This window comes from Clostridium amazonense (assembly GCF_056431285.1).
The window spans coordinates 587,293-611,187 of record NZ_JBWKMH010000033.1 but is presented as its reverse complement, the minus strand read 5'-3'; the positions used below and the strand labels follow the sequence as shown (position 1 = coordinate 611,187).

The 23,895-nt window shown below is 27.7% G+C and carries 23 protein-coding genes; 22 read left to right on the top strand and 1 reads right to left on the bottom strand.

The window, feature by feature from the left end; translation table 11 throughout:
* Nucleotides 1-361: 361 nt before the first annotated feature.
* From pta to AC07E4_RS17530, 19 genes are all read left to right on the top strand, one after another.
* Complete coding sequence (gene pta / locus AC07E4_RS17620) at nucleotides 362-1,369, top strand: phosphate acetyltransferase (RefSeq protein ID WP_040330702.1); 1,008 nt, start codon at nucleotides 362-364, stop codon at nucleotides 1,367-1,369.
* Nucleotides 1,370-1,501: 132 nt separating this feature from the next.
* Nucleotides 1,502-2,698 (top strand): acetate kinase, encoded by a 1,197-nt coding sequence (locus AC07E4_RS17615; protein WP_040330701.1) that lies wholly within the window; start codon nucleotides 1,502-1,504, stop codon nucleotides 2,696-2,698.
* Nucleotides 2,699-2,988: 290 nt separating this feature from the next.
* A complete protein-coding gene (locus AC07E4_RS17610) occupies nucleotides 2,989-3,510 on the top strand; it encodes a YceD family protein (protein WP_478217063.1) in 522 nt (173 codons plus the stop codon).
* 12 nt (nucleotides 3,511-3,522) lie between these two features.
* On the top strand, nucleotides 3,523-3,705 hold the full coding sequence (gene rpmF, locus AC07E4_RS17605) for a 50S ribosomal protein L32 (protein ID WP_040330700.1): 183 nt from the start codon (nucleotides 3,523-3,525) through the stop codon (nucleotides 3,703-3,705).
* Between the two features lie 141 nt (nucleotides 3,706-3,846).
* Complete coding sequence (gene plsX, locus AC07E4_RS17600) at nucleotides 3,847-4,857, top strand: phosphate acyltransferase PlsX (protein WP_478217062.1); 1,011 nt, start codon at nucleotides 3,847-3,849, stop codon at nucleotides 4,855-4,857.
* Between the two features lie 132 nt (nucleotides 4,858-4,989).
* Nucleotides 4,990-5,220, top strand: coding sequence for an acyl carrier protein (gene acpP, locus AC07E4_RS17595; RefSeq protein WP_040330698.1), 231 nt, complete (start codon nucleotides 4,990-4,992; stop codon nucleotides 5,218-5,220).
* A 210-nt stretch (nucleotides 5,221-5,430) separates the two neighbouring features.
* Complete coding sequence (gene rnc, locus AC07E4_RS17590; RefSeq protein WP_040330697.1) at nucleotides 5,431-6,132, top strand: ribonuclease III; 702 nt, start codon at nucleotides 5,431-5,433, stop codon at nucleotides 6,130-6,132.
* On the top strand, nucleotides 6,125-7,174 hold the full coding sequence (locus AC07E4_RS17585) for an elongator complex protein 3 (RefSeq protein ID WP_040330695.1): 1,050 nt from the start codon (nucleotides 6,125-6,127) through the stop codon (nucleotides 7,172-7,174). The genes rnc and AC07E4_RS17585 overlap by 8 nt, the downstream gene beginning before the upstream one ends.
* 520 nt (nucleotides 7,175-7,694) lie before the next feature.
* Nucleotides 7,695-11,252 (top strand): chromosome segregation protein SMC, encoded by a 3,558-nt coding sequence (gene smc, locus AC07E4_RS17580; RefSeq protein ID WP_478217061.1) that lies wholly within the window; start codon nucleotides 7,695-7,697, stop codon nucleotides 11,250-11,252.
* 160 nt (nucleotides 11,253-11,412) lie between these two features.
* Nucleotides 11,413-12,324, top strand: coding sequence for a signal recognition particle-docking protein FtsY (gene ftsY / locus AC07E4_RS17575; protein WP_040330693.1), 912 nt, complete (start codon nucleotides 11,413-11,415; stop codon nucleotides 12,322-12,324).
* 96 nt (nucleotides 12,325-12,420) lie between these two features.
* Nucleotides 12,421-12,759: a putative DNA-binding protein gene (locus tag AC07E4_RS17570; protein WP_040330692.1), complete on the top strand. Its 339-nt coding sequence runs from the start codon at nucleotides 12,421-12,423 to the stop codon at nucleotides 12,757-12,759.
* A gap of 10 nt (nucleotides 12,760-12,769) precedes the next feature.
* Nucleotides 12,770-14,131: a signal recognition particle protein gene (gene ffh, locus AC07E4_RS17565; protein ID WP_430829563.1), complete on the top strand. Its 1,362-nt coding sequence runs from the start codon at nucleotides 12,770-12,772 to the stop codon at nucleotides 14,129-14,131.
* A 39-nt stretch (nucleotides 14,132-14,170) separates the two neighbouring features.
* On the top strand, nucleotides 14,171-14,413 hold the full coding sequence (gene rpsP / locus AC07E4_RS17560; RefSeq protein ID WP_034438745.1) for a 30S ribosomal protein S16: 243 nt from the start codon (nucleotides 14,171-14,173) through the stop codon (nucleotides 14,411-14,413).
* Between the two features lie 30 nt (nucleotides 14,414-14,443).
* The gene (locus tag AC07E4_RS17555) at nucleotides 14,444-14,677 is read left to right on the top strand and encodes a KH domain-containing protein (RefSeq protein ID WP_034438743.1); all 234 of its coding nucleotides are present in this window, start codon (nucleotides 14,444-14,446) and stop codon (nucleotides 14,675-14,677) included.
* Between the two features lie 196 nt (nucleotides 14,678-14,873).
* Entirely contained in the window at nucleotides 14,874-15,368 is a 495-nt protein-coding gene (rimM, locus tag AC07E4_RS17550) for a ribosome maturation factor RimM (RefSeq protein ID WP_034438742.1), read from the top strand.
* Nucleotides 15,368-16,099: a tRNA (guanosine(37)-N1)-methyltransferase TrmD gene (gene trmD / locus AC07E4_RS17545; protein WP_478217060.1), complete on the top strand. Its 732-nt coding sequence runs from the start codon at nucleotides 15,368-15,370 to the stop codon at nucleotides 16,097-16,099. The genes rimM and trmD overlap by 1 nt, the downstream gene beginning before the upstream one ends.
* 107 nt (nucleotides 16,100-16,206) lie before the next feature.
* Nucleotides 16,207-16,551: a 50S ribosomal protein L19 gene (gene rplS, locus AC07E4_RS17540; protein ID WP_034438737.1), complete on the top strand. Its 345-nt coding sequence runs from the start codon at nucleotides 16,207-16,209 to the stop codon at nucleotides 16,549-16,551.
* A gap of 131 nt (nucleotides 16,552-16,682) precedes the next feature.
* On the top strand, nucleotides 16,683-17,555 hold the full coding sequence (ylqF, locus tag AC07E4_RS17535) for a ribosome biogenesis GTPase YlqF (protein ID WP_034438735.1): 873 nt from the start codon (nucleotides 16,683-16,685) through the stop codon (nucleotides 17,553-17,555).
* A 9-nt stretch (nucleotides 17,556-17,564) separates the two neighbouring features.
* Nucleotides 17,565-18,389 (top strand): ribonuclease HII, encoded by an 825-nt coding sequence (locus AC07E4_RS17530; protein ID WP_478217059.1) that lies wholly within the window; start codon nucleotides 17,565-17,567, stop codon nucleotides 18,387-18,389.
* Between the two features lie 50 nt (nucleotides 18,390-18,439).
* Here the strand turns inward: AC07E4_RS17530 and AC07E4_RS17525 are convergent, their stop codons facing one another.
* Entirely contained in the window at nucleotides 18,440-18,814 is a 375-nt protein-coding gene (locus tag AC07E4_RS17525) for a YraN family protein (RefSeq protein ID WP_430829565.1), read from the bottom strand.
* Nucleotides 18,815-18,951: 137 nt separating this feature from the next.
* On the opposite strand from AC07E4_RS17525, the gene AC07E4_RS17520 reads away from it, so the two are divergent.
* The 3 genes from AC07E4_RS17520 to topA all read left to right on the top strand — a co-directional run bounded on the left by AC07E4_RS17520 (nucleotide 18,952) and on the right by topA (nucleotide 23,856).
* On the top strand, nucleotides 18,952-20,478 hold the full coding sequence (locus AC07E4_RS17520; RefSeq protein WP_478217058.1) for a YifB family Mg chelatase-like AAA ATPase: 1,527 nt from the start codon (nucleotides 18,952-18,954) through the stop codon (nucleotides 20,476-20,478).
* 10 nt (nucleotides 20,479-20,488) lie between these two features.
* On the top strand, nucleotides 20,489-21,571 hold the full coding sequence (gene dprA / locus AC07E4_RS17515; RefSeq protein ID WP_034438728.1) for a DNA-processing protein DprA: 1,083 nt from the start codon (nucleotides 20,489-20,491) through the stop codon (nucleotides 21,569-21,571).
* A gap of 197 nt (nucleotides 21,572-21,768) precedes the next feature.
* Nucleotides 21,769-23,856, top strand: a complete 2,088-nt coding sequence (topA, locus tag AC07E4_RS17510) for a type I DNA topoisomerase (protein ID WP_034438725.1) — start codon at nucleotides 21,769-21,771, stop codon at nucleotides 23,854-23,856.
* Nucleotides 23,857-23,895: the final 39 nt, after the last annotated feature.

Genomic DNA, 23,895 nt, shown 5'->3' with positions numbered 1-23,895 from the left:
TATAGGTTATATACTTAAATAAATTACAAAATAAAAAATTAACAATAAAAAAATAGAATATTACAATAATATAAATATGCAATTTTAGTTTTTTTAATATTTTGATAAATAAATTTAAAATATACTAGTTAAAGTGAAATAAATTTAATATATTAAACATAAAAATAATAAAATGTATGACAGAAAATTCAACAAATTGCGGTTGAGATTAAGATATAATCTAATATTTCACATTTTTATATAATATATTTTAAAAAAAACCATATTTTATGAATAAAATTTTACTTAAAGGTTGAAAACTATATTGAAAAAGGGGTATATTAATAAGGTATTAAAGTTTCTATCGAAAGGAGAATTTGAAATGAGTTTTGTAGATAAAATATGGAAATTAGCTCAACAAGATATGAAAAAAATAGTTTTACCAGAAGGTGACGAAGAAAGAAACTTAAAAGCTGCTGAAATAATAGTTAAAAATAAATTAGCAGAAGTTGTTTTAGTAGGATGTACTGAAACGATAAAAAATAACGCTAAAGAACTTGGTGTAAACTTAGAGGGAATAGAAATAGTGGATCCAGCAACTTCTGATTTAACACAAAAATATTCTGAAGCATTTTATGAATTAAGAAAAAATAAAGGTGTTACAATTGAGAAGGCTTTAGAAACAGTAAAAGATCCAGTTTATTTTGGAACAATGATGGTTAAAATGGATGATGTTGACGGATTAGTTTCAGGTGCAGTACATAGCACAGGAGATTTATTACGTCCAGGTCTTCAAATAATAAAGACAGCTCCAGGAATAAAAGTAGTTTCAAGCTTTTTTGTTATGGAGGTTCCAAATTGTGAATACGGTACAGAAGGAACTTTATTATTTGCAGATTGTGCTGTAAATCCAAATCCAAATGCAGAAGAATTAGCATCAATAGCAATAAGTACTGCAGAAAATGCTAAAGCATTATGTAATATAGATCCTAAAGTTGCAATGTTATCATTTTCAACTATGGGAAGTGCTAAACATGAAAATGTAGATAAAGTTAGAACAGCAACAGAAATTGCAAAATCTCAAAGACCAGATCTTGAAATTGATGGAGAATTACAATTAGATGCAGCTATAGTTGAAAAAGTTGCAAACCAAAAAGCTCCAAATAGTAAAGTTGCAGGAAATGCTAATGTATTAGTATTCCCAGATTTACAAGCTGGAAACATAGGATACAAATTAGTTCAAAGATTTGCAAAAGCAAATGCTATAGGACCAGTTTGTCAAGGTTTTGCAAAACCAATAAATGATTTATCAAGAGGATGCAACGTAGACGATATAGTAAATGTTGTAGCAATAACAGCTATTCAAGCTCAAAATGCTTGCAATAAGTAAAAAAAATATTATATACTATAAAGCATGATTGTAAATTTATTTATAATCTAAAATAAAATAAATAAACTAATAAAAAAATTATTAGTTTATTTATTAAATTAAAAATTAGTTTAAGTTTAAGGAGGAATTACAATGAAAGTACTTGTAATTAACTGCGGAAGTTCTTCATTAAAATACCAATTAATAAATATGGAAAATGAAGAAGCTATAGCTCAAGGATTAGTAGAAAGAATAGGAATTGAAGGTTCAATATTAACTCAAAAGGTTCCAGGAAGAGATAAATACATAATACAGGAACCAATGCCAACACATAAAGAAGCTATACAACACGTTATAGATGCTTTAACTGATAAAGAGCATGGAGTAATAACTAGCATGAGTGAAATCAATGCTGTTGGACACAGAGTTGTTCATGGAGGAGAAAAATATGCATCATCAGTAGTAATAACAGATGACGTAATGGCTAAATTAGAAGAGTGCATAAAACTTGCACCACTTCATAACCCAGCAAACATAATAGGAATTAATGCTTGTAAAGAATTAATGCCAACTACACCAATGGTAGGAGTATTTGATACAGCATTCCACCAAACTATGGGAGAAGAAGCTTATATCTATCCATTACCATATGAACTTTATGAAAAACATGGAATAAGAAAATATGGTTTCCACGGAACATCTCACAAATTTGTTTCAGCTCAAGCAGCAGAAATGATGGGAAAAAACATAGAAGATATAAAAATAATAACTTGCCACTTAGGAAACGGTGCTAGCTTAGCTGCTGTAAAAGGTGGAAAAGTTGTTGATACAAGTATGGGATTCACTCCGCTTGAAGGTATAGCAATGGGAACAAGATGTGGAAACATAGACCCTGCTATAGCTATGTTCTTAATGAGAGAAGAAAATATGACTGCTGATGAAGTTGATAACTTATTCAACAAACAATCAGGTGTTTTAGGAATTTCAGGAGTAAGCAGTGACTTCAGAGATATAGAAAATGCAGCTAAAGAAGGAAATAAAAGAGCAGAGCTTGCATTAGATGTTTACAACTTCAGAGTAAGAGAAACTATAGGTGCATATGCTGCAGCTATGGGTGGAGTTGATGCAGTTGTATTTACAGCTGGACTTGGTGAAAATTCTCCAACAACAAGAGAAGCAATATGCCAAGGTTTAGAATTTATGGGAATAAAAGTAGACTCTGAGAAAAACAATGTAAGAGGAAAATCTGTTGAAGTAAGTACTTCAGATGCTACAGTTAAAGTATTTGTTATACCAACAAATGAAGAGTTAATGATAGCAAGAGATACTAAAACTTTAACTGCAAAATAATTTATATTTCTCTTAATATAAAAAGCAAACCTAAATTTAATTATAAAAATTAAGTTTAGGGTTTGCTTCAACGATATTTTTGAAAATATAATATTATTATATTTAATAATTAACTATTGACTTTTATAGATATAATTTATATAATAACTTATGTTTGAAAATAGTAAAGTCTTGAATGAAAAATAAGGAGGGGCGAAGTAGCTATTGCTCGAGCTATGTGAAGTTATTCACATTATGTATGGACAAAATTCATTTATATATGGATGAAATTCATATGAGAAAAATATATAATGTTTTTCAGAGCGAAAAATATGTACATAGACCTTTCAGAATTAAAAAATAAAAAACATGGAAGAAAAGAACTAAATCTAGAAATTTGTAAAGAATATTTCAATGATAATGGTGAAATCGTAAAGTTTTTAAGGCCTATAAAATTTAATGGATCTGTGAGATATGTAGATGGAATCTTTGATTTAACAGGTAAAGCAGAAACAGAAGTTTTATTAGCGTGTTCAAGATGTAATGATAGTTTTTCTAAGAGTATTTCAATAGATATAAAAGAAAAGCTTTCAGATACTATTAATAACGATGATGCAGAGATTATCTTAATTGATATCGATAAATTAAATCTTTACCAAATCATAGAAAATAGTTTAGCATTAGAACTTCCTGTAAAAAGACTTTGCAGTGAAAGTTGTAAGGGATTATGCCAACAATGTGGAACGAACTTAAATTCTTCAGAGTGCAAATGCAATAATGAAGATATTGATCCCAGGTTGGCAAAATTAAAGGAATTATTTTCTAACTCATAAGGAGGTGTTACAATGGGAAATCCTGCGAGAAAGTTCTCTAAAGCTAGAAGAGATTCAAGAAGAGCACAAACATTTAAACTTGGTTTACCAGGAATAGTTGAATGTCCTCAATGTCATGAAATGAAACTTGCGCACAGAGTTTGCAAGAGCTGTGGATATTACAAAAATAGAGAAGTTGTTTCAACTGATAAATAATAAAAGAAAGTCACTTGACTTTCTTTTATTTTTTATATAATATTTTTACATGATATATTAAATATAAAGTAGCTTAAAGATAGTGGAAATATTTTTATATTGTAATATAATTAATTTATAGAATAAGTGAGGATTTAATCTATGAAATTTGCAGTAGATGGCATGGGTGGAGATAATTCACCATCAGCAGTTGTAGAAGGCACTGTGATGGCTGTAAATGAGTTTAATGATATAGAAATAGTTATTACTGGACCAGAAAAGACTATAAAAGAGGAATTATCAAAATACCAATATGATAAAAATAGAATAACAGTATTAGATGCAACAGAGGTTATAAGTCCTAATGAGCATCCTGTAATGGCTATAAAGAGAAAAAAGGACTCAAGTATCAATAAGGCATTAAACTTACTAAAAAACAAAGAAGTAGATGGAATAATATCTGCAGGAAGCACAGGTGCGTTTTTGGCAGGATGTACTCTTATTGTTGGCAGAATAAAAGGTATAGATAGACCTGTTTTAGCACCAGTTATGCCAGGATTAAATGGACCTTTTATGGTTGCAGATACAGGTGCTAATGCTGAATGTAAGCCTCATTATTTAGTGCAATTTGCGCTTATGGGAAAAATTTATTATGAGAGTGTATTAAATTTTAAAAATCCAAAGGTTGGGCTTATAAATATTGGAGCAGAAGAAGAAAAAGGAAATGAGCTTACTAAAAATGCACATAAACTTTTAAAGGAAACTTCATTGAATTTTGTGGGTAATGTAGAACCGAGAGATATTACATCAGGTGATGTTCAAGTATTGGTGTGTGATGGATTTGTAGGAAATACAGTTCTAAAAATGTATGAAGGTGTTACATCAAATTTATTTTCTATAATAAAGAATAATCTAATGAGTACTATGAGAACTAAAATAGGTGCTATGCTTGTGAAACCAGCATTCAAAAAGATAAAAAAAGATTTTGATTATACAGAAGAAGGCGGAGCAGCTTTTTTAGGTGTTAAAGGGATTTGTATCAAAGCACATGGTAGTTCCAATGCTAAAGCCTTTAAAAATGCTATAAGGCAAGCAAAAAAGACATATGATAATAAAGTGGTTGAAAAAATTCAAGCTGAATTAGAAAATCAACAAGGAATGAATAATCTGTAAATAGTGAATAATTTTGAAAATTTTAAGTATATTATTAAAATGTATTTAATATTAAAATATATATTGATTAGTATTAATATATATTTTAATATTAATAATGACATGTTATATATTATTAGGAGGCTGAAGTAAATGTTTGAAAAAATTAGAGAAAAAATAGCAGAACAATTAAGTATTAATCCAGAGGAAATCACATTAGAGTCTTCATTTATAGATGATTTAGGTGCAGATTCTTTAGACATAGTTGAATTAATAATGGCTTTAGAAGAAGAGTTTGATATTGAAATTCCAGATGAAGATGCTGAAAAAATATCTACAGTTGGAGATGTAACTGAGTATTTAAAAACACGTATAGAAGAATAATTATTCTATATTTAGAAAAACTTAGATGTAGAATTATATTTGAAAAGTGCAGAAATGACACTTAATTAATACACTATTGAAGAAGTATTGAAATGAAGTTCTGTAAAGATGCGGGACTTCATTTTCTAAAAAAAGATAACAGGGAGTTTTTTCCTCAACTTATTAAATTTATAATAAGCTGAGGAATACACTCCTAAAAGGAGAAAAGTAATGAAAATTAGGCAAACTACAGTAGAATTAAAAGAAAAGTTAGGTATAGATATGAACAATATAAGGCTTTTACAAAAAGCAATTACACATAGTTCATATGCTAATCAAAAAAAAGGTGTTGAATATAACGAAACATTAGAATTTTTAGGAGACTCGGTTTTACAACTTGTCATATCTGAGTATTTATTTAATAATAATGAAAAAGAGGGTGAAGGATATTTAACAAGGGTGAGATCTTTAATTGTTTGTGAAAATTCTTTATATGAAGTAGCTAAAAAGTGGGATTTAGGAAATTACATAACTATGAGCAGGGGAGAAGAACTTACAGGGGGAAGAACTAGAACATCTATTTTAGCGGATGCTGTAGAAGCAATAATAGCGGCGGTTTATTTAGATAGAGGACTTGAAGTTGCACGTAAGTTTATTCTAGAAAATTTCAATGTCATAATTGAAAAAGCTATGAAAAATGAAATTATTATAGATTATAAAACTAAACTACAAGAAAATTTACAAAAAAATGGTGAGGTAAGTATAGTATATAATCTTTTAAAATTTGAAGGACCACCTCATAGAAGATTATTTTATGTAGAAGTTGTTATAAATGGGAGTTCTAAAGGTCAAGGTGTAGGATATAGTAAAAAAGAAGCAGAACAAAATGCAGCTAAAGAAGTAGTTTTAGGCAAGGAGATAAAAGATGAGTAAAAACCATTATATAATACCTATATTTGTTCCACATGAAGGATGTCCACATACTTGTGTATTTTGTAATCAAAACAGTATAACAGGAATTCAACAAAAAATTGATGGTGAGTATGTAAGAAGAACTATAGAAGAATATTTAGAAACTATAGATCACACTAATGCAACAATAGAGGTATCATTCTTTGGAGGAACATTTACAGCTATAAATATAAATAAACAAAGAGAACTTTTAAAAGTTGCTAAGGAATTTAAGGATATTGGAAAAATTAAATATATAAGAATGTCAACGCGTCCAGATTATATAGATGAATTTATACTTGAGAATTTAAAACAATATGATGCAGATATAATAGAATTAGGAGTTCAATCTCTTGATGATGAAGTTTTAATAAAAAGTGGAAGAGGACATAGTGCAGAAGATGTAGAAAAGGCATCTAAGCTAATAAAAGAATATGGTTTTACATTAGGGCATCAAATAATGTTAGGACTTCCTGGTGATACTGAGGAAAAAGATATAAATACTGCAAGAAAGAGCATTGAAATGAAGCCAGATATATGTAGGATTTATCCATCTTTAGTTATAAAAAATACACCTATGGAGCTTTTGTTAGAGAGAAAAGAGTATAGTCCATACACTTTAGATGAAGCTGTTGAGATAAGTAAAAACATTTATAAAATGTATGCAGCAAATGGCATAAATGTTATAAGAATAGGATTGCAACCAACAGAAGAGATAAATTATGATAAAGAAATAGTTGAAGGCCCATTCCATCCAGCATTTAGAGAACTTGTTGAGTCTTCTATATATAAGGATTTGATATTGAAATATGTATCTATAAATGGAGAACTTAACAGTTTGAAGATTAATCCTAAAGATATATCTAAACTATATGCAAATAAGAAGAGATATTTTAATGATATGTTAAAGAATATTAATAAATCCAAATTGAAAGTTTATCAAGATGATAAGATAAAAAGAGGTAGCATTGAGTTAAACTTTATTGATAAAGATGTATTAGTAAGTGAACTAGATGTATTATAGTAAAATAAAATTTAATTAATTATGAAAATAACTAGTTATATGCAATTGATATTACAATAAAATGTAAAATTAACACATTTATATTATAATATTAAAAAAGTTGCGGATAACTTGTTATTTTTTTTATATGACTTGTACAATTTATATATTATAATATAATAAATATGGTGTATAGGAAAATGAGAATAGTCAAAATAAAACTGAAGTTTTTTATAGAAATAAACAAATAAATTTTTAATTATAGAATATATAGGAAAAAACGATTTAAAAAGTATTCAATACAATTAAAGGATGATAATAAAATTTAATGTTGAAGTTAAAATATTTTAGGGGAGCATTAAGTTTAAAAGTGTTTAGAGTTTGACTTAAAGCCCTATAAAAAAGAAAAGGAAAGAGGTAATATATTATGAATAAGAAAAAAAGGGAAAAAATGATTAAAATAATGGCCACAGTTATTTCAGTAGTAATGATTTTAGGAATTGTTATGCCATTAATAATAAGATATTAGGAGAAATTATAGATGTTTTTAAAATCTATTGAAATAAGAGGATTTAAATCCTTTGCAGATAAGACAGAATTAGTATTTAAAAATGGAATAACAGCAGTTGTAGGGCCAAATGGAAGTGGAAAAAGTAATATATCAGATGCAGTAAGATGGGTTTTAGGTGAGCAAAGTGTTAAAAATTTAAGAGGAGACAAAATGGAAGATGTAATTTTTGCAGGAACTCAATTTAGAAAGCCTGTAGGACTTGCACAAGTTTCGTTAATTCTTGATAATTCAGATTCAGAACTAGCTGTAGAATATTCAGAAGTAGTTATATCTAGAAGATTATATCGTTCAGGGGAAAGTGAATATCTTATAAACAATACTATATGCAGATTAAGAGATGTACAAAATCTTTTTATGGATACAGGTATAGGAAAAGAAGGATATTCTATTATAGGTCAAGGAAAAATAGATGCTATTTTGAGCGGAAAGCCAGAAGAAAGAAGAAAACTTCTTGAGGAAGCAGCAGGAATAGTTAAGTATAAGAACAGAAAAGAGGAATCTGAGAGAAAGCTAGAAAATACTGAGCAGAACTTAGTGAGGATAGATGATATTTTAGGAACTTATGAAGAAAGAATAGAACCTTTAAAAATGGAAAGTGATAAAGCTACAAAATTTTTAGAGTTATCCCAAGATTTAAAGGTTAGTGAGATAAATATTATCATTGACTTTATAGAAAAAAATCACATTAAGATATCTAGTTATAAAGGTCAGTGCGAAGTTATAAATAGAGAATTACAAGAAAAGTTAGATGAGAGACGAAAGTTAAAGTCAAAAGTAGAAGAACAAACAAAAATATTAGAGGAATTTGAAGTTAATATATCAAGGGATAAGCAAGAATTTTATAATAATAAATCTAAACATCAGCAAGTATTATCAGAAATAAAAATATTAGAAGAGAGAATACAAGTTATAAATGAATCAATTATAAAAATTGGTAAAGAGAGAGATGAAATAGGAAACAGATTAAATGAAGTTTCTGAAAGTCTTTGTAAAGCAGAAGATGAATTGAAAAAGTTTTTAGAGTTAAAAACTAGTATAGAAAACAAAATAAAAGAAAAAGAAGATGCAGTTGAAGATATATTAGGAGATAACTTAAAAGAAAATAAAAAACTTCAAGAAAATGAAAGAACAAAAGACAAGTTAAATTTAGAAAAAAATAAACAAAATAATAACATTGTTATTTTTAATAATAAAATAGAAAGTATTAAGCAAAAAATAGAAAGCTTAAAATATGAGATAGAAAGTATTGAGAGTTCTATAAAAATAAATAAAAGTACAAAAAATGTTTTAGAGAATGAAAAAGAAAATATATCTAAAAAAATAAATAATTATGAAGAACAAGTGAAAGTAAATAAAAATGAAATAGGGAAGCTTAGACATAGTCATACAATAGAAGAGAAGAAGTTAAGGGAATTAGTTGCTACATCTAATAGAGTAGATGCAAATTTAAATATGCTTGTAAATTTAGAAAAGCAATATGAAGGATACAACCGATCAGTAAAAACCTTAATGCAACATGTTGACCAAGGTAAAGTGGAAAATTTAAAAGGTAATTGCTACATATTAGGTGAAATTATTGAAGTTGATAAAAAGTTTGAAACAGCTATAGAAATTGCATTAGGTGGAAGTTTATCTAATATTATAACAGAAAATGAAGATCAAGCTAAAAGACTTATTGACTATTTAAAGAAAAAATCACTAGGTAGAGCTACATTTTTACCGCTTGGAATTGTAAAAGGAAAAGTTATAGAGCTAGGTAATAATGTTAAATCAATGAATGGATACATTGGTATAGCAAGTGAACTTTTAAAATTTGAAGATAAGTTTAAAGGGATAATTGATTACTCGCTAGGAAAAACTGTTATTTGTGATAATATGAATAATGCATTAAATATAGCTAAAGTACTTAATTATAAACAAAAAATTGTTACATTAACAGGAGAAGTTATAAGTCCTGGTGGAGCATTAACTGGTGGTAGTATATATTCTAAAGCTAATAATGTTATAGGTAGAAAAAGAGAAATTGAAGAATTAAAGATAAAATTAAATGAAGTTACTAAGGATATAGAAAATAAAAATCAAACTATAACAAATTTAATGGATAGCATAAAGTTGTTAGATGAAGAAAACTTAAATTTGAGAGATTATATTCACTTTGAAAATATAGAGAAAACTAAAGTAGAAGAAAAAATAAATGCCATAAAAGAGGAAAGTATAAAATTACAGAAGGATTTACAAAGTAATTTTGAATTATCTAAAACTATTAATGAGGAAGAAAGCATTATAGCTAGGGATTTGAATGATAGTAAAGAAATATTAAAAACTATAGATGAAGATTTGAAAAATATAGAAGAAGAAGGTAAAATTCTTAAAGAGGGCCTAAAAGAAAGAAATGAAATTGTAGAATCTCATAAAAATAAGTTAACTGATTTAAAGATTGAAAAAGCAAAAAATGACGAGATTCTTAACTCTAAGGAAAGTGATATAAGTAGAATAAAGGAAAGTATAAAAGAGTATAGCTTAAAAATAGAGTCTTTAGAAAAGGAAAAAGTTTCGTTTAATGATAACTTAGAAAAATATAAAGAAATTTTGAATAGTAATAAAAATAGTATAGAAGATATACTTTCAAATTTAAGTGTTATGGAAAAAAATATAGAAGAAAGTGAAGTAAAAAGAATAAGTTTAAAAGAAGATAGTACAAAACAAAAAGCAAAAGAAGAAGATTTAACATTGGAATTAGAAAATATAGAAAAAGAACTTCATAAATATCAGGTGGCACTTGCAAAAATAGAGACAGAAAAAGAAAATTTATTTACAAAATTAAATGAAGAATTTAAATTAACCTATGCTGAAGCTTTAGAGTTTAAAGAAGATATAGAAAATATTAATATATTAAAAGAAGAAGTTTCTTCAATTAAGTTGCAGATAGCTTCATTAGGATCAGTTAATGTTGGTGCCATAGAAGAATATAAAGAGGTTAAAGAAAAATATAATTTTATGCTTTCACAAAAAGAAGACTTAGTAAATGCTAAAAATGAATTATTACAAGTAATATATGAAATGACAGATAAAATGAGAGAAGTTTTTAAGGATAATTTTGTTAAACTTAGAAAAAACTTCAATGAAACTTTTAAGGAATTATTTAAAGGTGGAAGTGCAGATTTAATTTTAAGTGATGGAGATGAATTAACTTCAAAAATTGATATTAATGTTGAACCGCCTGGGAAAAAACTTCAAAATATCAATTTATTATCAGGTGGAGAAAAAGTTCTATCAGCTATAGCATTATTATTTGCAATATTAAAGATGAAACCTACTCCATTTTGTATATTGGATGAAATTGAAGCTGCATTAGATGATGCTAATGTAATAAGATATGCAGAGTTTTTAAAACAGTTTTCAGATAATATACAATTCATAGTTATAACACATAGAAAAGGTACTATGGAAGCAAGTGATATGTTGTATGGAGTTACTATGGAGGAAAAAGGAGTATCTAAAGTTGTATCAGTAGATTTTACAACTTAGAGATGATTTTAATATTATATATGGTTACAAATTAAATTTTGAAATTATGACTTTGTTAAATGAAATTTTAGTTTATAAGTGGAAATGTAGAAAACTATAAAATTAAATTTGATAAATTTATAAATATAGTTTGTAATCTCATACTTAAGGAGGAATTTTTATGTTTGGAAAATTTTTTGATAAATTAAAGGAAGGATTGACAAAGACAAGAGATAATATAGCTAGTGCTGTTTCTGACGCTTTAAGTTTAGCAGTAACTATAGATGATGACCTTTATGAAGAACTTGAAGAAGCGTTAATAGTAAGTGATATAGGTGTTGAAACATCAGTAGAAATAATTGAGAAGTTAAAAGAAAAGATAAAAAGAGAAAAGATAAAAGATGTTGCTATGGTTAAGCCATGTATGAAAGAAGTTATAATTGAAATGATGGGTGAAGAAGTTACATCTATAAAGCCAGAAAAAACACCGGAAGTTAAACTTATTATTGGGGTAAATGGTGTAGGAAAAACAACTTCAATAGGAAAAATAGCAACTAAAATAAAAAATGAAAACTATAAAGTGTTGTTAGCAGCAGCTGATACATTTAGAGCAGCTGCAATTGATCAATTAGAAGTTTGGAGTAAAAGAGCAAACGTGGATATAATAAAACACCAAGAAGGTTCTGACCCAGCAGCAGTAGTATATGATGCAGTTCAAGCAGCGAAAGCTAGAAATACAGATGTACTAATATGCGATACAGCAGGTAGGCTTCATAATAAGAAAAATCTTATGGATGAATTGGCAAAAATAAATAGAGTTATAGATAGAGAATTTAGTGAAGCACATAGAGAGACGTTATTAGTTTTAGATGCAACTACGGGGCAAAATGCAGTTATACAAGCAAAACAATTCATGGAAGCATGTCCGATTGATGGAATTGTACTAACAAAATTAGATGGTACAGCTAAGGGGGGAGTTGTTATATCTATAAAGAGCCAATTAAATATACCTGTAAAATTCATTGGTGTTGGTGAAGGAATTGATGATTTACAAGAGTTTAATTCAAAAGAATTTGTTGAAGCATTATTTTAAAAATTTAAACATTAATAAAAAATGTATATGTTAAGTAAAAGTACTTGACAGTGAAAAAACTTTTTGTTAATATAATCTTTGTGAGTTGGTGATTATATGGAGAAAAGATTTGAGTTATCATTACTCTTAGATTTTTACAGTCCATTGCTTACTGAGAAACAGAATAATGTAATGGAGTTTTATTTTAATGATGATTTATCATTAAAGGAAATATCAGAAATTACTCACACCAGTAGGCAAGCGATTCATGATACGATAAAGAGATGTGAAAATCTTTTATTAGAGTATGAAGAGAAACTTCATCTTTTAGAAAAAAGTATGGAGAATGAAAATCGTAAACAAAAGATTATAGAAAAACTAAAGAGTTTAAGTATAGATAATAAAAAAAATTCTACATTAATTGATGATATTATAGAAAATATCATTGAAATTTAGGAGGTCTACTATGGCTTTTGAAGGATTAGCTTCTAAATTACAAGAAACTATTAAAAAGTTAAAAGGTAAGGGTAAGCTTTCAGAAAAAGATATAAAAGAAGCCATGAGAGAGGTAAAATTAGCCTTACTTGAAGCAGATGTTAATTTCAAGGTAGTAAAAAACTTTGTAAAAGATGTCAGTGAAAAGTGCCTTGGAAATGAAGTTTTAGAAAGTTTAACTCCAGGTCAGCAAGTTATAAAAATTGTTAATGATGAATTAACAAAGCTTATGGGAGAATCTGAAAGTAAATTAGAACTTAATTCTAATGGGATTTCAGTTATTATGCTTGTTGGATTGCAAGGTGCAGGTAAAACAACTATGGCGGGAAAGCTAGCACTTAAACTTAGAAAAGATAATAAAAAACCACTTTTAGTAGCTTGTGATGTTTATAGACCAGCGGCTATAAAACAATTGCAAGTTGTAGGAAAGTCAATAGATATACCAGTGTTTACTATGGGAGATCAAACAAGTCCTGTAGATATAGCTAAGGCATCTATAGAACATGCTAAAAGCATAGGATGTAATGTAGTTATAGTAGATACAGCTGGTAGATTACACATAGATGAAGAACTTATGGATGAATTAAAGGATATAAAAGAATATGTAAATCCAAATGAGATTTTATTAGTTGTAGATTCTATGACTGGTCAAGATGCTGTTAATGTGGCTGAGAGTTTTAATTCAAAATTAGAATTATCAGGTGTAATATTAACAAAGTTGGATGGTGATACCAGAGGTGGTGCTGCCCTTTCAATAAGAGCAATGACTGAAAAGCCAATTAAATTTGTTGGTATGGGTGAAAAAATGTCTGACTTGGAGACTTTTTATCCAGAAAGAATGGCATCAAGAATACTTGGTATGGGAGATGTACTTTCTTTAATAGAAAAAGCTCAAGAAGCTATTGATGAAGAAAAAGCTCAAGAACTTGGAAATAGAATGTTAAATCAAGAATTTAACTTTGAAGATTTTTTAAGTATGTTAGAGCAAATGAAAAATTTAGGACCATTAGGTAAAATTTTAGAAATGATGCCTGGAGCTAATGCAAAGGAACTTAAAGATTTAGATTTATCTCAAGGTGAAAAAGAAATGTCTAAAATAGAGTCTATAATTCATTCTATGACTTTAGAAGAAAGAAGAAAACCTAGCATAATTATAGCATCACCATCAAGGAAAAAGAGAATAGCTAATGGATCTGGTACATCAATACAAGAAGTTAATAAAATTTTAAAACATTATGAACTAATGAAAAAGACTATGAAAAATATGAAGGGCATGCAAAAAGGTATGCAAAAGAAGATGAAAAAAGGGTTATTTGGAAAATTACCTTTTTAACATAAAATATTTTATTCTTTAAAGGAGGTGAATTTAAAAATGGCAGTAAAAATAAGATTAAGAAGAATGGGTGCTAAAAAAGCTCCTTTCTACAGAATAATAGTAGCTGATTCAAGATCTCCAAGAGATGGAAGATTTATAGATGAAATAGGATACTACAATCCTACAACAGAGCCAGTTACAGTAAAAATCGACGAAGAAAAAGCTAACCAATGGGTAAAAAATGGTGCACAACCTACTGAAACAGTAAAAAGACTTTTCAACAATGCAGGAATAAAATAATTGATGTTGAAATGAATGGAGGCGCATTCCATGAAAACATTACTAGAGGTAATAGCTAAGTCTTTAGTTGACAACCCAGAATCAGTTGAAATCAATGAAGTTTGTAGTGAACATTCTATAATTTTAGAATTAAAAGTTGATAAATCGGATATGGGAAAAGTGATTGGTAAACAGGGAAGAATAGCTAAGGCTATTAGAACTGTTGTAAAAGCAGCAGCTATAAAAGAAAATAAAAGAGTTGTTGTAGAAATTATAGAATCATAAGAGTTAGGATATGACCTAACTCTTATTTTAATATAAAAATAAAGTATTCTATTTTATATGAATACATATTAAACTTTAAATAAAAAACATAAAGTGAAATTAAAAATATAGTGTATAAATTTATATTTATATTGATAATAATTAATATATAATTTATTATATATTTAGTTATAATATGTTGTGAGGAGGCTTAAAAATGAAAGAGTTTATGAGCATAGGACAAATAACTAAGCCACATGGCGTTAAAGGTGAAGTAAAAGTTTTTTCTTTAACAGATAGTTTAGAAGAATTTAAAACGCTGAAGAAAGTGTATATAGATAATGTTGAGAGAAGAATAACATCTTGCAAACTACAAAATGATAGAGTTATATTAAAAATAGATGGTATTGAGTCTATGAATGATGCTGAAAAGTATAGAAATAAATATTTAAAGATTCATAGAGAAGATGCAAGAATTTTAGAAGAAGATACATATTATATTGCTGATTTACTTGATTGTGAAGTTTTTGATACAGATGGAGAAAAGTTAGGAAAAATTTACGATGTTATAGAAACAGGAAGCAATGATGTTTATTGGGTAAAAGGTGGAAAAAAAGAAGTTTTAATACCTGCATTAAAAGATATTGTTCTAGAGGTTAATATAGAAGAAAATAAAGTTCTTATAAAACCTGTTAATGTTTGGAGTGAATAATGAATATTCATATATTAACTCTTTTCCCAGAAATGTTTGATGTTTTTAATCATAGCATAATAGGCAGAGCTCAAAATTATGATATTCTAAAAATTGAGACAGTAAACATAAGGGATTATACATTAAATAAACATAAAAAAGTTGATGATTATCCATATGGTGGTGGTGCAGGTATGGTTATGATGCCACAGCCTATAGTTGATTGCATAAAAGAAGTAAAAAAGAAAAATAGTGGTAAGGTTATATTTTTAGGGCCACGTGGAAAAACTTTTAATCAAGATATGGCAAAACAACTTAGTAAAGAAAAAGAATTAATATTTTTATGTGGTCATTATGAAGGAATAGATGAAAGAGTATACGATTATATAGATATGGAGATATCACTAGGTGATTTTGTTTTAACTGGTGGAGAAATGGCGTGCATTCCTGTTATAGATAGCATAAGTAGAATGATTCCTAAAGTGCTTTCTTGTGATGAAAGTTTTATGGAAGAATCTTTCTACGACGGTGTATTGGAATATCCACAATATACAAGGCCTTATGATTTTTGTGGAAACAAAGTTCCTGAAATATTATTATCTGGACATCATGATAATATAAGAAAATATAGAAGATTAAAATCTCTACTAATTACTAAAGAACGAAGAAAAGACTTATATAATGATATACAACTGACAAAAGAAGATAAAAAATTACTTGAAAATTACTATAAAGATAAAAAAGAGTATTGATAAAATTAAAGCAATATGATACAATCAAGCTTGTGTTAGTACCGGCGGTCCTCTGTCGCAGATTGTGTGATTATGAACGTCAAAAAAAAATTTTAGGAGGAATACACATGTTAGACATAATAAGAGAAATTGAAGCAGAACAAATAAGAACAGATTTACCAGAATTCAACGTTGGAGATACTGTTAAAGTTCACATAAGAATTAGCGAAGGAAACAAGGAAAGAATCCAAGTTTTTGAAGGAACAGTTCTTAAAATACAAAATGGTGGATCAAGAGAAACTTTCACTGTAAGAAGAGTTGCATCTGGAGTAGGAGTTGAAAAAACTTTCCCAATTAACTCACCTGTTATAGAAAAAGTTGATGTTGTAAGAAGAGGTAAAGTAAGAAGAGCTAAATTATTCTACTTAAGAAATAGAGTAGGAAAAGCTGCTAAAGTTAAAGAGTTAATTTAGTAATTTGTAAAAAATGGGGCTATAAAGTCCCTTTTTTTATTTAATTTTTTAAGAGAAGAATTTGAAACTTGATAAAATTTTAATAAGTGTTTAAATATTAAATAAAATAATATAAAAAGAAGGTGTTTTTTATGAGTATAAATTGGTTTCCAGGGCATATGGCAAAGACTAGAAGACAAATAAAAGAAAGTTTAAAGCTAGTAGATGCTGTAATAGAAATAAGAGATGCAAGAATAGTAAAATCAAGTGCAAATCCAGATATAGAAGAAATATGTAAAGGAAAGCCTAGAATAATATTACTAAATAAAAGTGATTTAAGTGAAGACAAAGTTACAAAAGAATGGATAAAAAGTTTATCTAATGAATATACAAAAGTTTTAACTGTAAATTGTTTGAATGGAAATGGACTTAAAAATATAAAACCTGCATTAGATCAAATTTTAAAAGAAAAACATGATAGATTAAGAAATAAAGGTTTAGTTAATATTGTTACGAGAGTAATGGTTGTAGGGATACCTAATGTAGGAAAGTCAACATTTATAAACAAATTAGCGAAGAATAATATTGCTAAAACAGGAGATAGACCTGGTGTTACAAAAAGTAAACAATGGATAAAAACTAAAATAGGTATAGAACTTATGGATACACCAGGAGTTTTATGGCCTAAATTTGAAGACGAAACTGTAGGACTTAATTTAGCATTTACTGGTGCGATAAAAGATGAAATTATGGATACTGAAGAATTAGCTTTAAAACTAATAGAGAGACTTCAAGAGTATTATCCGGAAAGATTAAAAGAAAGATACAAACTTACAGAGTTAAGTGAGTCTGCACTCGAAAATATGGATAACATAGGCAAGAAAAGAGGGGCAGTTATATCTGGAGGAAATATAGATTATAATAGAGTATCAACAATGTTGCTTGATGAATTTAGAGGCGGAAAATTAGGCAATATATCATTAGAAAAGCCAGAAACACAAGAAATATCAGAAAATATAGAGTAGGTGTTACATATGAATAATTTTATATCAGATTCTAAGAAATTTTCTGATATTAAAACTTATATAGATGATTTTATTAATAATAATTCTGTAGGTGATAATAAGAAAAGATACTTAGAATTAAGTCATCAACTTTCTAAAGATGAAAGAAAAAATGTAAAAAAATTATCAGAAAAGCTTTTAAAAAATGTTGAAAAATATGATAAAGAAGTTTTAAGAGTTAAGAATATGTATGATTTTGACAAAGGATATAATGGCTATTATATAGCTGGTGTAGATGAAGTAGGAAGGGGGCCTTTGGCAGGTCCTATAGTATCAGCAGCTGTAATAATAGATTTAGATTATTCAAAGGATAAGGATTTAATATTATATATAAATGACTCCAAAAAGCTTTCGCACAACTTGAGAGAACAACTTAGTGAAGAGATTAAGAATAGAGCAATTGCATATAATATAGCTGTTATGGACAATTTAGAGATAGATTTAAATGGAATAGGGTATTGCAATCATGAAGTCTTTAGACGTGCATGTAAGGGGCTTAAAACAGCACCAGATTTAGTTTTATCTGATGGTTACTTAATAAAAGAATTTGATATGAAAAATGAATATGTGATAAAAGGTGACACTAAAAGTGCTAATATTGCATGTGCATCCATAATAGCTAAAGTTTATAGAGATAAGTTGATGGAAGTATATGGTGAAAAATATCCTCAATATAATTTTAAAAAAAATGTAGGATATGGAACTGAGGAGCATGTAAGGGCTATAAAAGAATTTGGTTTAACACCTATACATAGATTAAGCTTTTTAAAAAATATATTAGAAAATAATAGATAAAAATAGATCATGATTTAAAATATTTAAATCATGATCTATTTTTATGTAAGTTATATATAACCATCTATAATGAATGCATTTTTTATCAGGTTGAGTTTTGATGTAGTAGAACTAAAAATTATTTCAACTACATCAAATCTTAAGTTATACTTATGCAAATCCTTTTTTAGTATATAGTATTGAGCTACCTTACATATTTTTCGCTCTTTATAGTAATTAACAGCTTCACTTGGCATGCCAAAATAATCTGAAGTTCTAGATTTTACTTCTATAAAACAAATATTATTTTCATTTTTTGCAATTATATCAATTTCGCCAATTTTACAAGAAAAGTTTCTTTCAAGTATTTTATAATTATGATTTTTCAAATATTCTGCCGCAATATTTTCACCAATAGTGCCTATAGATTTATTATCAAATTTCATAAAATACATCCTTTCTAAAAATATCTTTTTTTAAATACTTGACAAAATTCAATAAAATAAACTTATATTTGAAAAATAGATTATTTTATTGTATAAGTGTCAACAATTAACTTGAGTGTAAGGAGGATGATTAAATTATGGCTATACAATTATCATGCGCTAGTTTTTTAGGCGTAGAAGGTGTTATTATATCAGTAGAAATAGATATATCTCGTGGAATACCTTCTTTTAATATAGTTGGAATGGCTGATACTTCAGTAAAAGAAGCAAAAGATAGAGTGAGAGCAGCAATAATAAATTCTGGATATGAATTTCCCAACAATAAAATAACTATAAATCTAGCACCAGCAGATTTGAAAAAAGAAGGGACAATGTTTGATTTACCTATAGCAATAGGATTGCTAATTGAAAGTGAACAAATAGAAGTTGAAGACATAAATCAGTATTTAATAATGGGTGAATTATCTTTATCAGGAAATTTAAAGAAAGTTAGAGGTGTATTACCTAGTGTAATAGAAGGACATAAGAAAGGTTTTAATAAATTTTTAATACCTTATAATAATTACAAAGATTGTTCAATGATAAAAGATATAAATGTATATCCTTTAAGCAATTTAAAACAAACAGTGAATTTTTTAATTTATAAGGATATGCCTAAATATTATTTTCCTGTAGAAGAAAAAAAGGAAAATAGTGAAAGTAATTTAGATTTTGAAGATGTGATAGGACAGGAAGCTACTAAAAGAGCTTTAGAAGTATCAGCAGCCGGTGGACATAATATATTAATGTTTGGTGCACCTGGATCAGGAAAAACTATGCTAGCTCAAAGAATAGTTTCTATACTTCCTAAATTAACTTATGAAGAGTCGTTGGAAGTTACTAAAATATATAGTGTATATGGAACATCGAATTATAAAGGTGGTTTAATAGATGAAAGACCATTCAGAAGTCCACATAATACAACTACAGAGATTGCATTATGTGGGGGAGGAAGAAATCTTTTGCCAGGTGAAATATCTTTAGCTCATAATGGTGTTCTATTCTTAGATGAAATTTTAGAATTTAAAAAAAATATTATACAATTATTAAGGCAACCATTAGAAGATAGAAAAATAAAAATTACAAGGAATTCAGGGACTGTTGAATATCCATGTAGTTTTATGTTAGTTGCAGCACTAAATCCATGTCCGTGTGGATTTTATGGTACAAATATAAAACCTTGTAGATGTAGTGATTATGAGATAAAAAGATATATTGGAAAACTTTCTGGTCCGCTTTTAGATAGAATAGACATATTTACATATGTAAATCCATTATCATATGGAGAGATAAATTCCAACATAAAAAAAGAGAGTTCTAGTGAAATTAGAAAAAGAGTTGAAAATGCAAGAGAAATACAAAGTAAAAGGTTTGAAAATGAAAAAATAAGATGTAATGCAGAAATGTCCCAAAAACATATAAAAGAGTATTGTGCTATTGACAACAAAACCAGTAAAGTATTAGAATTAGCTTTTGAAAAGTTTCATTTAAGCACAAGAGGTTATAGTAGAATTTTAAAAGTTGCTAGAACTATTGCAGATATAGAATCTAGTGAGAAGATTGAAGAACATCATATAATAGAAGCATTAAATTATAGAAAATTTATAAACAATGAAATTATTTAAGGAGTTAGGGATGTATAATAAATTTAAGCTTTGGTATACAATAACGCAAGTTCCAACAGAAATAAAATTAGAACTTATAAGTGAACTTGGCAGTGAAGAAGATGTATATAACTATATGATGTTTAATAAAAATGTTAATAATAGAATTGTAAATAAGTTTTTAAAGTATTATGATGAGTATAACCTTAATAAAATAAAAAGTATATGTGAAGAAAGTAATATTAAATTCTGTACAATAAATTCAAAGGAATATCCTGAAAATTTAAGGGAAATCAGTAATCCACCATATGGGTTATTTTATAAAGGAAATATAACTACATTAAACAAAAATAGTAAAAAAATAGCAATTGTAGGTTCTAGAAAATCAAGTTGTTATGGTAAAAATATTGTACAAATTATTTCAAATGAATTAAAAGAATACGATGTTCAAATAATAAGTGGGCTTGCAAAAGGTATAGATGGAGAAGCTCATAAAGGTGCTATAAAGAATAATATTTATACTTGTGCAGTTTTAGGATGTGGTATAAATATAATATATCCTAAAGAAAATGAAAAATTATATTATGATATTTTAGATAAAGATGGGTGTATAATATCAGAATATGAACCTTTAGCAGGGCCGGAGAAATTTAGGTTTCCATTAAGAAATAGAATTATAAGTGGAATTTCAGATCTGATTGTTGTAATTGAAGCAGGGGAAAAAAGTGGCTCGTTAATAACTGCTAATTGGGCGTTAGAACAAGGAAAGGATGTAATGGCTGTACCGGCATCAGTATTTTTAGAAGGAAATAAGGGAACAAATAAATTAATAAAAGATGGAGCACATGTTTTTACTAAGATTGATGATATAATTGAAGTTTTGGGACTGGAAAAAATTCGACATAAAAATAAAAAAATATCTATAGCTTATAATGAAGAAACTGACAGAATATATAGTATTTTGACAACAGAACCAATGCATATTGATGATATTAGTAGAAATACTAATGTTGACATAAAACAATTATATAGGTTATTATTTGAAATGCAGCTAAGGAAAGAAATATATTGTTTAAATGGTAATTATTATGTTAAGGTAGAAAAGAGTATATAGTAAATGTAGATTTTGCATTAGTAATATAAAATGATATTATACAATATATATGTAGTTGAAAATTTAAAGATTAAAGTTTCAGAGCAAGTGAAAAACATTTAATAAAAATTACTTTTAAAATAGTATATTAAAATCTGAATACAATATTAAGACGAAAAGTTATACAAAATTAAGAGAAAGTTACTGGAGGGGATACGATGGGTCAAAAACTAGTTATAGTTGAGTCACCAGCTAAAGCTAAGACCATAAAGAAGTATTTAGGAAAAAATTATGTAGTTGAAGCTTCAATGGGGCATGTTAGAGATTTACCTAAAAGTCAATTAGGTGTTGATATAGATAACAATTATGAACCTAAATATATAACAATTAGGGGAAAAGGCGACTTAATAAAAAAATTGAAAAAAGAAGCTAAAAAAAGCGATAAAATTTATCTCGCAACTGACCCTGATCGTGAGGGTGAAGCGATATCATGGCATTTAGCAAAAATATTAAAAATTGATGAAAGTGAAAAGTGCAGAATAGAATTTAATGAAGTAACAAAAAATGCTGTAAAAGCAGCTATAAAAGAACCGAGGTTAATTAATGAAAACATATTTGATGCACAACAGGCAAGAAGAGTTTTAGATAGATTGGTTGGATATGAAATAAGTCCTATATTATGGAAGAAAGTTAAATGGGGACTTAGTGCAGGAAGAGTTCAATCAGTAGCATTAAAAATTATTTGTGATAGAGAAAATGAAATAGATAAGTTTGAGGCTAAGGAATATTGGACTATTGAAAGTGAAGTCTACAAGGAAAATAAAAAAGAAAAATTTTTAGTAAAACTTCATAGTAAAAACAAACAAAAAATAGAAATAACATCAAAAGAAGAAAGCGACTTTATAATTGAAGAGCTTAAAAAAGGTCAGTTTGAAGTAAAAACTATTAAAAATACAGAAAAGACTAAAAATCCATTACCACCATTTACGACAAGTACTCTTCAACAAGATGCATATAGAAAACTTAATTTTTCAACTAAAAAAACAATGTCAGTAGCACAGGAACTTTATGAAGGTATTGAAATAAAAGGATTTGGAACAGTAGGATTAATAACTTATATGAGAACGGATTCTGTAAGAATATCAGAAGAAGCTCAAGAAAGTGCAAAACAATATATTCTAGAGAACTTTGGTGATTTATATGTACCAAAGACAAAAAGAGTATATAAAGGAAAGAAAAATAGTCAAGATGCACATGAAGCAATAAGACCAAGTAATATAAATATAACGCCAGAAATTGCTAAGGAAAATTTAAAAGATCCTCAATACAAGTTATATAGTTTAATCTGGAATAGATTTATGGCAAGTCAGATGGCATCATGTTTATTAGATAGTACTACCGTAGAAGTAATAAATATTGATTATTTATTTAAAGCCACAGGATCAACTACTAAATTTGAGGGATTTACTAAACTTTATAAAAATGATAACGAAGATGAGGATAAGGTTGTAAAAATACCTAAAATAGAAGAAAAAGATAAACTTTGTAGTAATTTTACAGAAGGTAAGCAGCATTTTACTCAACCACCAGCTAAATTTTCAGAAGCTTCACTTGTAAAAAATTTAGAGGAAAATGGAATAGGTAGACCTAGTACTTATGCACCTACAATATCCACATTATTGAGTAGAAAATATGTTGAAAGAAATAAAAAAATATTAGAACCTACAGAGCTTGGAAAAATAGTAAATAACCTAATGTGTGAGTATTTTAAAGAGATAGTTAATATTGAATTTACAGCAGAAATGGAAAACAAACTAGATAGAGTAGAAGAAGGAACTGTTGAATGGAAAAAGATAGTTGAAGAATTCTTTGCTCCATTAAAAGAATCTATTGAAATAGCAGAAAAAGAAATAGCCAAAATTACTATAGAAGATGAAGTTACTGATATAGTTTGTGATAAGTGTGGAAGATTTATGGTTATAAAACATGGAAGATTTGGAGATTTCTTGGCTTGTCCAGGATATCCGGAGTGTGAAAATACAAAACCTATATCTAGAGAAGTAGAAGCACCTTGTCCTAAATGTGGCAAAGCTATTTTAGAGAAAAGAAGTAAAAAGGGAAGAACTTTTTATGGATGTAGTGGATATCCAGAATGCGACTTTGTGAGTTGGTTTGAACCTGCTAATGAAAAATGCCCTGAATGCAATGAAATAATGTTAAAAAGATATAGCAAAGCAAAGGGCGATTATTTAGAGTGTTCTAACAAAGAGTGTAAATATAAAAAGTACTTAAATAAAGAACAATAGTTGTAATTGTTTTTTTTATATAAAACACACAAGTAATCA

Coding starts and splice junctions, on each gene's coding strand:
- pta (WP_040330702.1), top strand. CDS start 362: ATGAGTTTTGTAGATAAAATATGGAAATTAGCTCAACAAGATATGAAA.
- AC07E4_RS17615 (WP_040330701.1), top strand. CDS start 1,502: ATGAAAGTACTTGTAATTAACTGCGGAAGTTCTTCATTAAAATACCAA.
- AC07E4_RS17610 (WP_478217063.1), top strand. CDS start 2,989: ATGTTTTTCAGAGCGAAAAATATGTACATAGACCTTTCAGAATTAAAA.
- rpmF (WP_040330700.1), top strand. CDS start 3,523: ATGGGAAATCCTGCGAGAAAGTTCTCTAAAGCTAGAAGAGATTCAAGA.
- plsX (WP_478217062.1), top strand. CDS start 3,847: ATGAAATTTGCAGTAGATGGCATGGGTGGAGATAATTCACCATCAGCA.
- acpP (WP_040330698.1), top strand. CDS start 4,990: ATGTTTGAAAAAATTAGAGAAAAAATAGCAGAACAATTAAGTATTAAT.
- rnc (WP_040330697.1), top strand. CDS start 5,431: ATGAAAATTAGGCAAACTACAGTAGAATTAAAAGAAAAGTTAGGTATA.
- AC07E4_RS17585 (WP_040330695.1), top strand. CDS start 6,125: ATGAGTAAAAACCATTATATAATACCTATATTTGTTCCACATGAAGGA.
- smc (WP_478217061.1), top strand. CDS start 7,695: ATGTTTTTAAAATCTATTGAAATAAGAGGATTTAAATCCTTTGCAGAT.
- ftsY (WP_040330693.1), top strand. CDS start 11,413: ATGTTTGGAAAATTTTTTGATAAATTAAAGGAAGGATTGACAAAGACA.
- AC07E4_RS17570 (WP_040330692.1), top strand. CDS start 12,421: ATGGAGAAAAGATTTGAGTTATCATTACTCTTAGATTTTTACAGTCCA.
- ffh (WP_430829563.1), top strand. CDS start 12,770: ATGGCTTTTGAAGGATTAGCTTCTAAATTACAAGAAACTATTAAAAAG.
- rpsP (WP_034438745.1), top strand. CDS start 14,171: ATGGCAGTAAAAATAAGATTAAGAAGAATGGGTGCTAAAAAAGCTCCT.
- AC07E4_RS17555 (WP_034438743.1), top strand. CDS start 14,444: ATGAAAACATTACTAGAGGTAATAGCTAAGTCTTTAGTTGACAACCCA.
- rimM (WP_034438742.1), top strand. CDS start 14,874: ATGAAAGAGTTTATGAGCATAGGACAAATAACTAAGCCACATGGCGTT.
- trmD (WP_478217060.1), top strand. CDS start 15,368: ATGAATATTCATATATTAACTCTTTTCCCAGAAATGTTTGATGTTTTT.
- rplS (WP_034438737.1), top strand. CDS start 16,207: ATGTTAGACATAATAAGAGAAATTGAAGCAGAACAAATAAGAACAGAT.
- ylqF (WP_034438735.1), top strand. CDS start 16,683: ATGAGTATAAATTGGTTTCCAGGGCATATGGCAAAGACTAGAAGACAA.
- AC07E4_RS17530 (WP_478217059.1), top strand. CDS start 17,565: ATGAATAATTTTATATCAGATTCTAAGAAATTTTCTGATATTAAAACT.
- AC07E4_RS17525 (WP_430829565.1), bottom strand. CDS start 18,814: ATGAAATTTGATAATAAATCTATAGGCACTATTGGTGAAAATATTGCG.
- AC07E4_RS17520 (WP_478217058.1), top strand. CDS start 18,952: ATGGCTATACAATTATCATGCGCTAGTTTTTTAGGCGTAGAAGGTGTT.
- dprA (WP_034438728.1), top strand. CDS start 20,489: ATGTATAATAAATTTAAGCTTTGGTATACAATAACGCAAGTTCCAACA.
- topA (WP_034438725.1), top strand. CDS start 21,769: ATGGGTCAAAAACTAGTTATAGTTGAGTCACCAGCTAAAGCTAAGACC.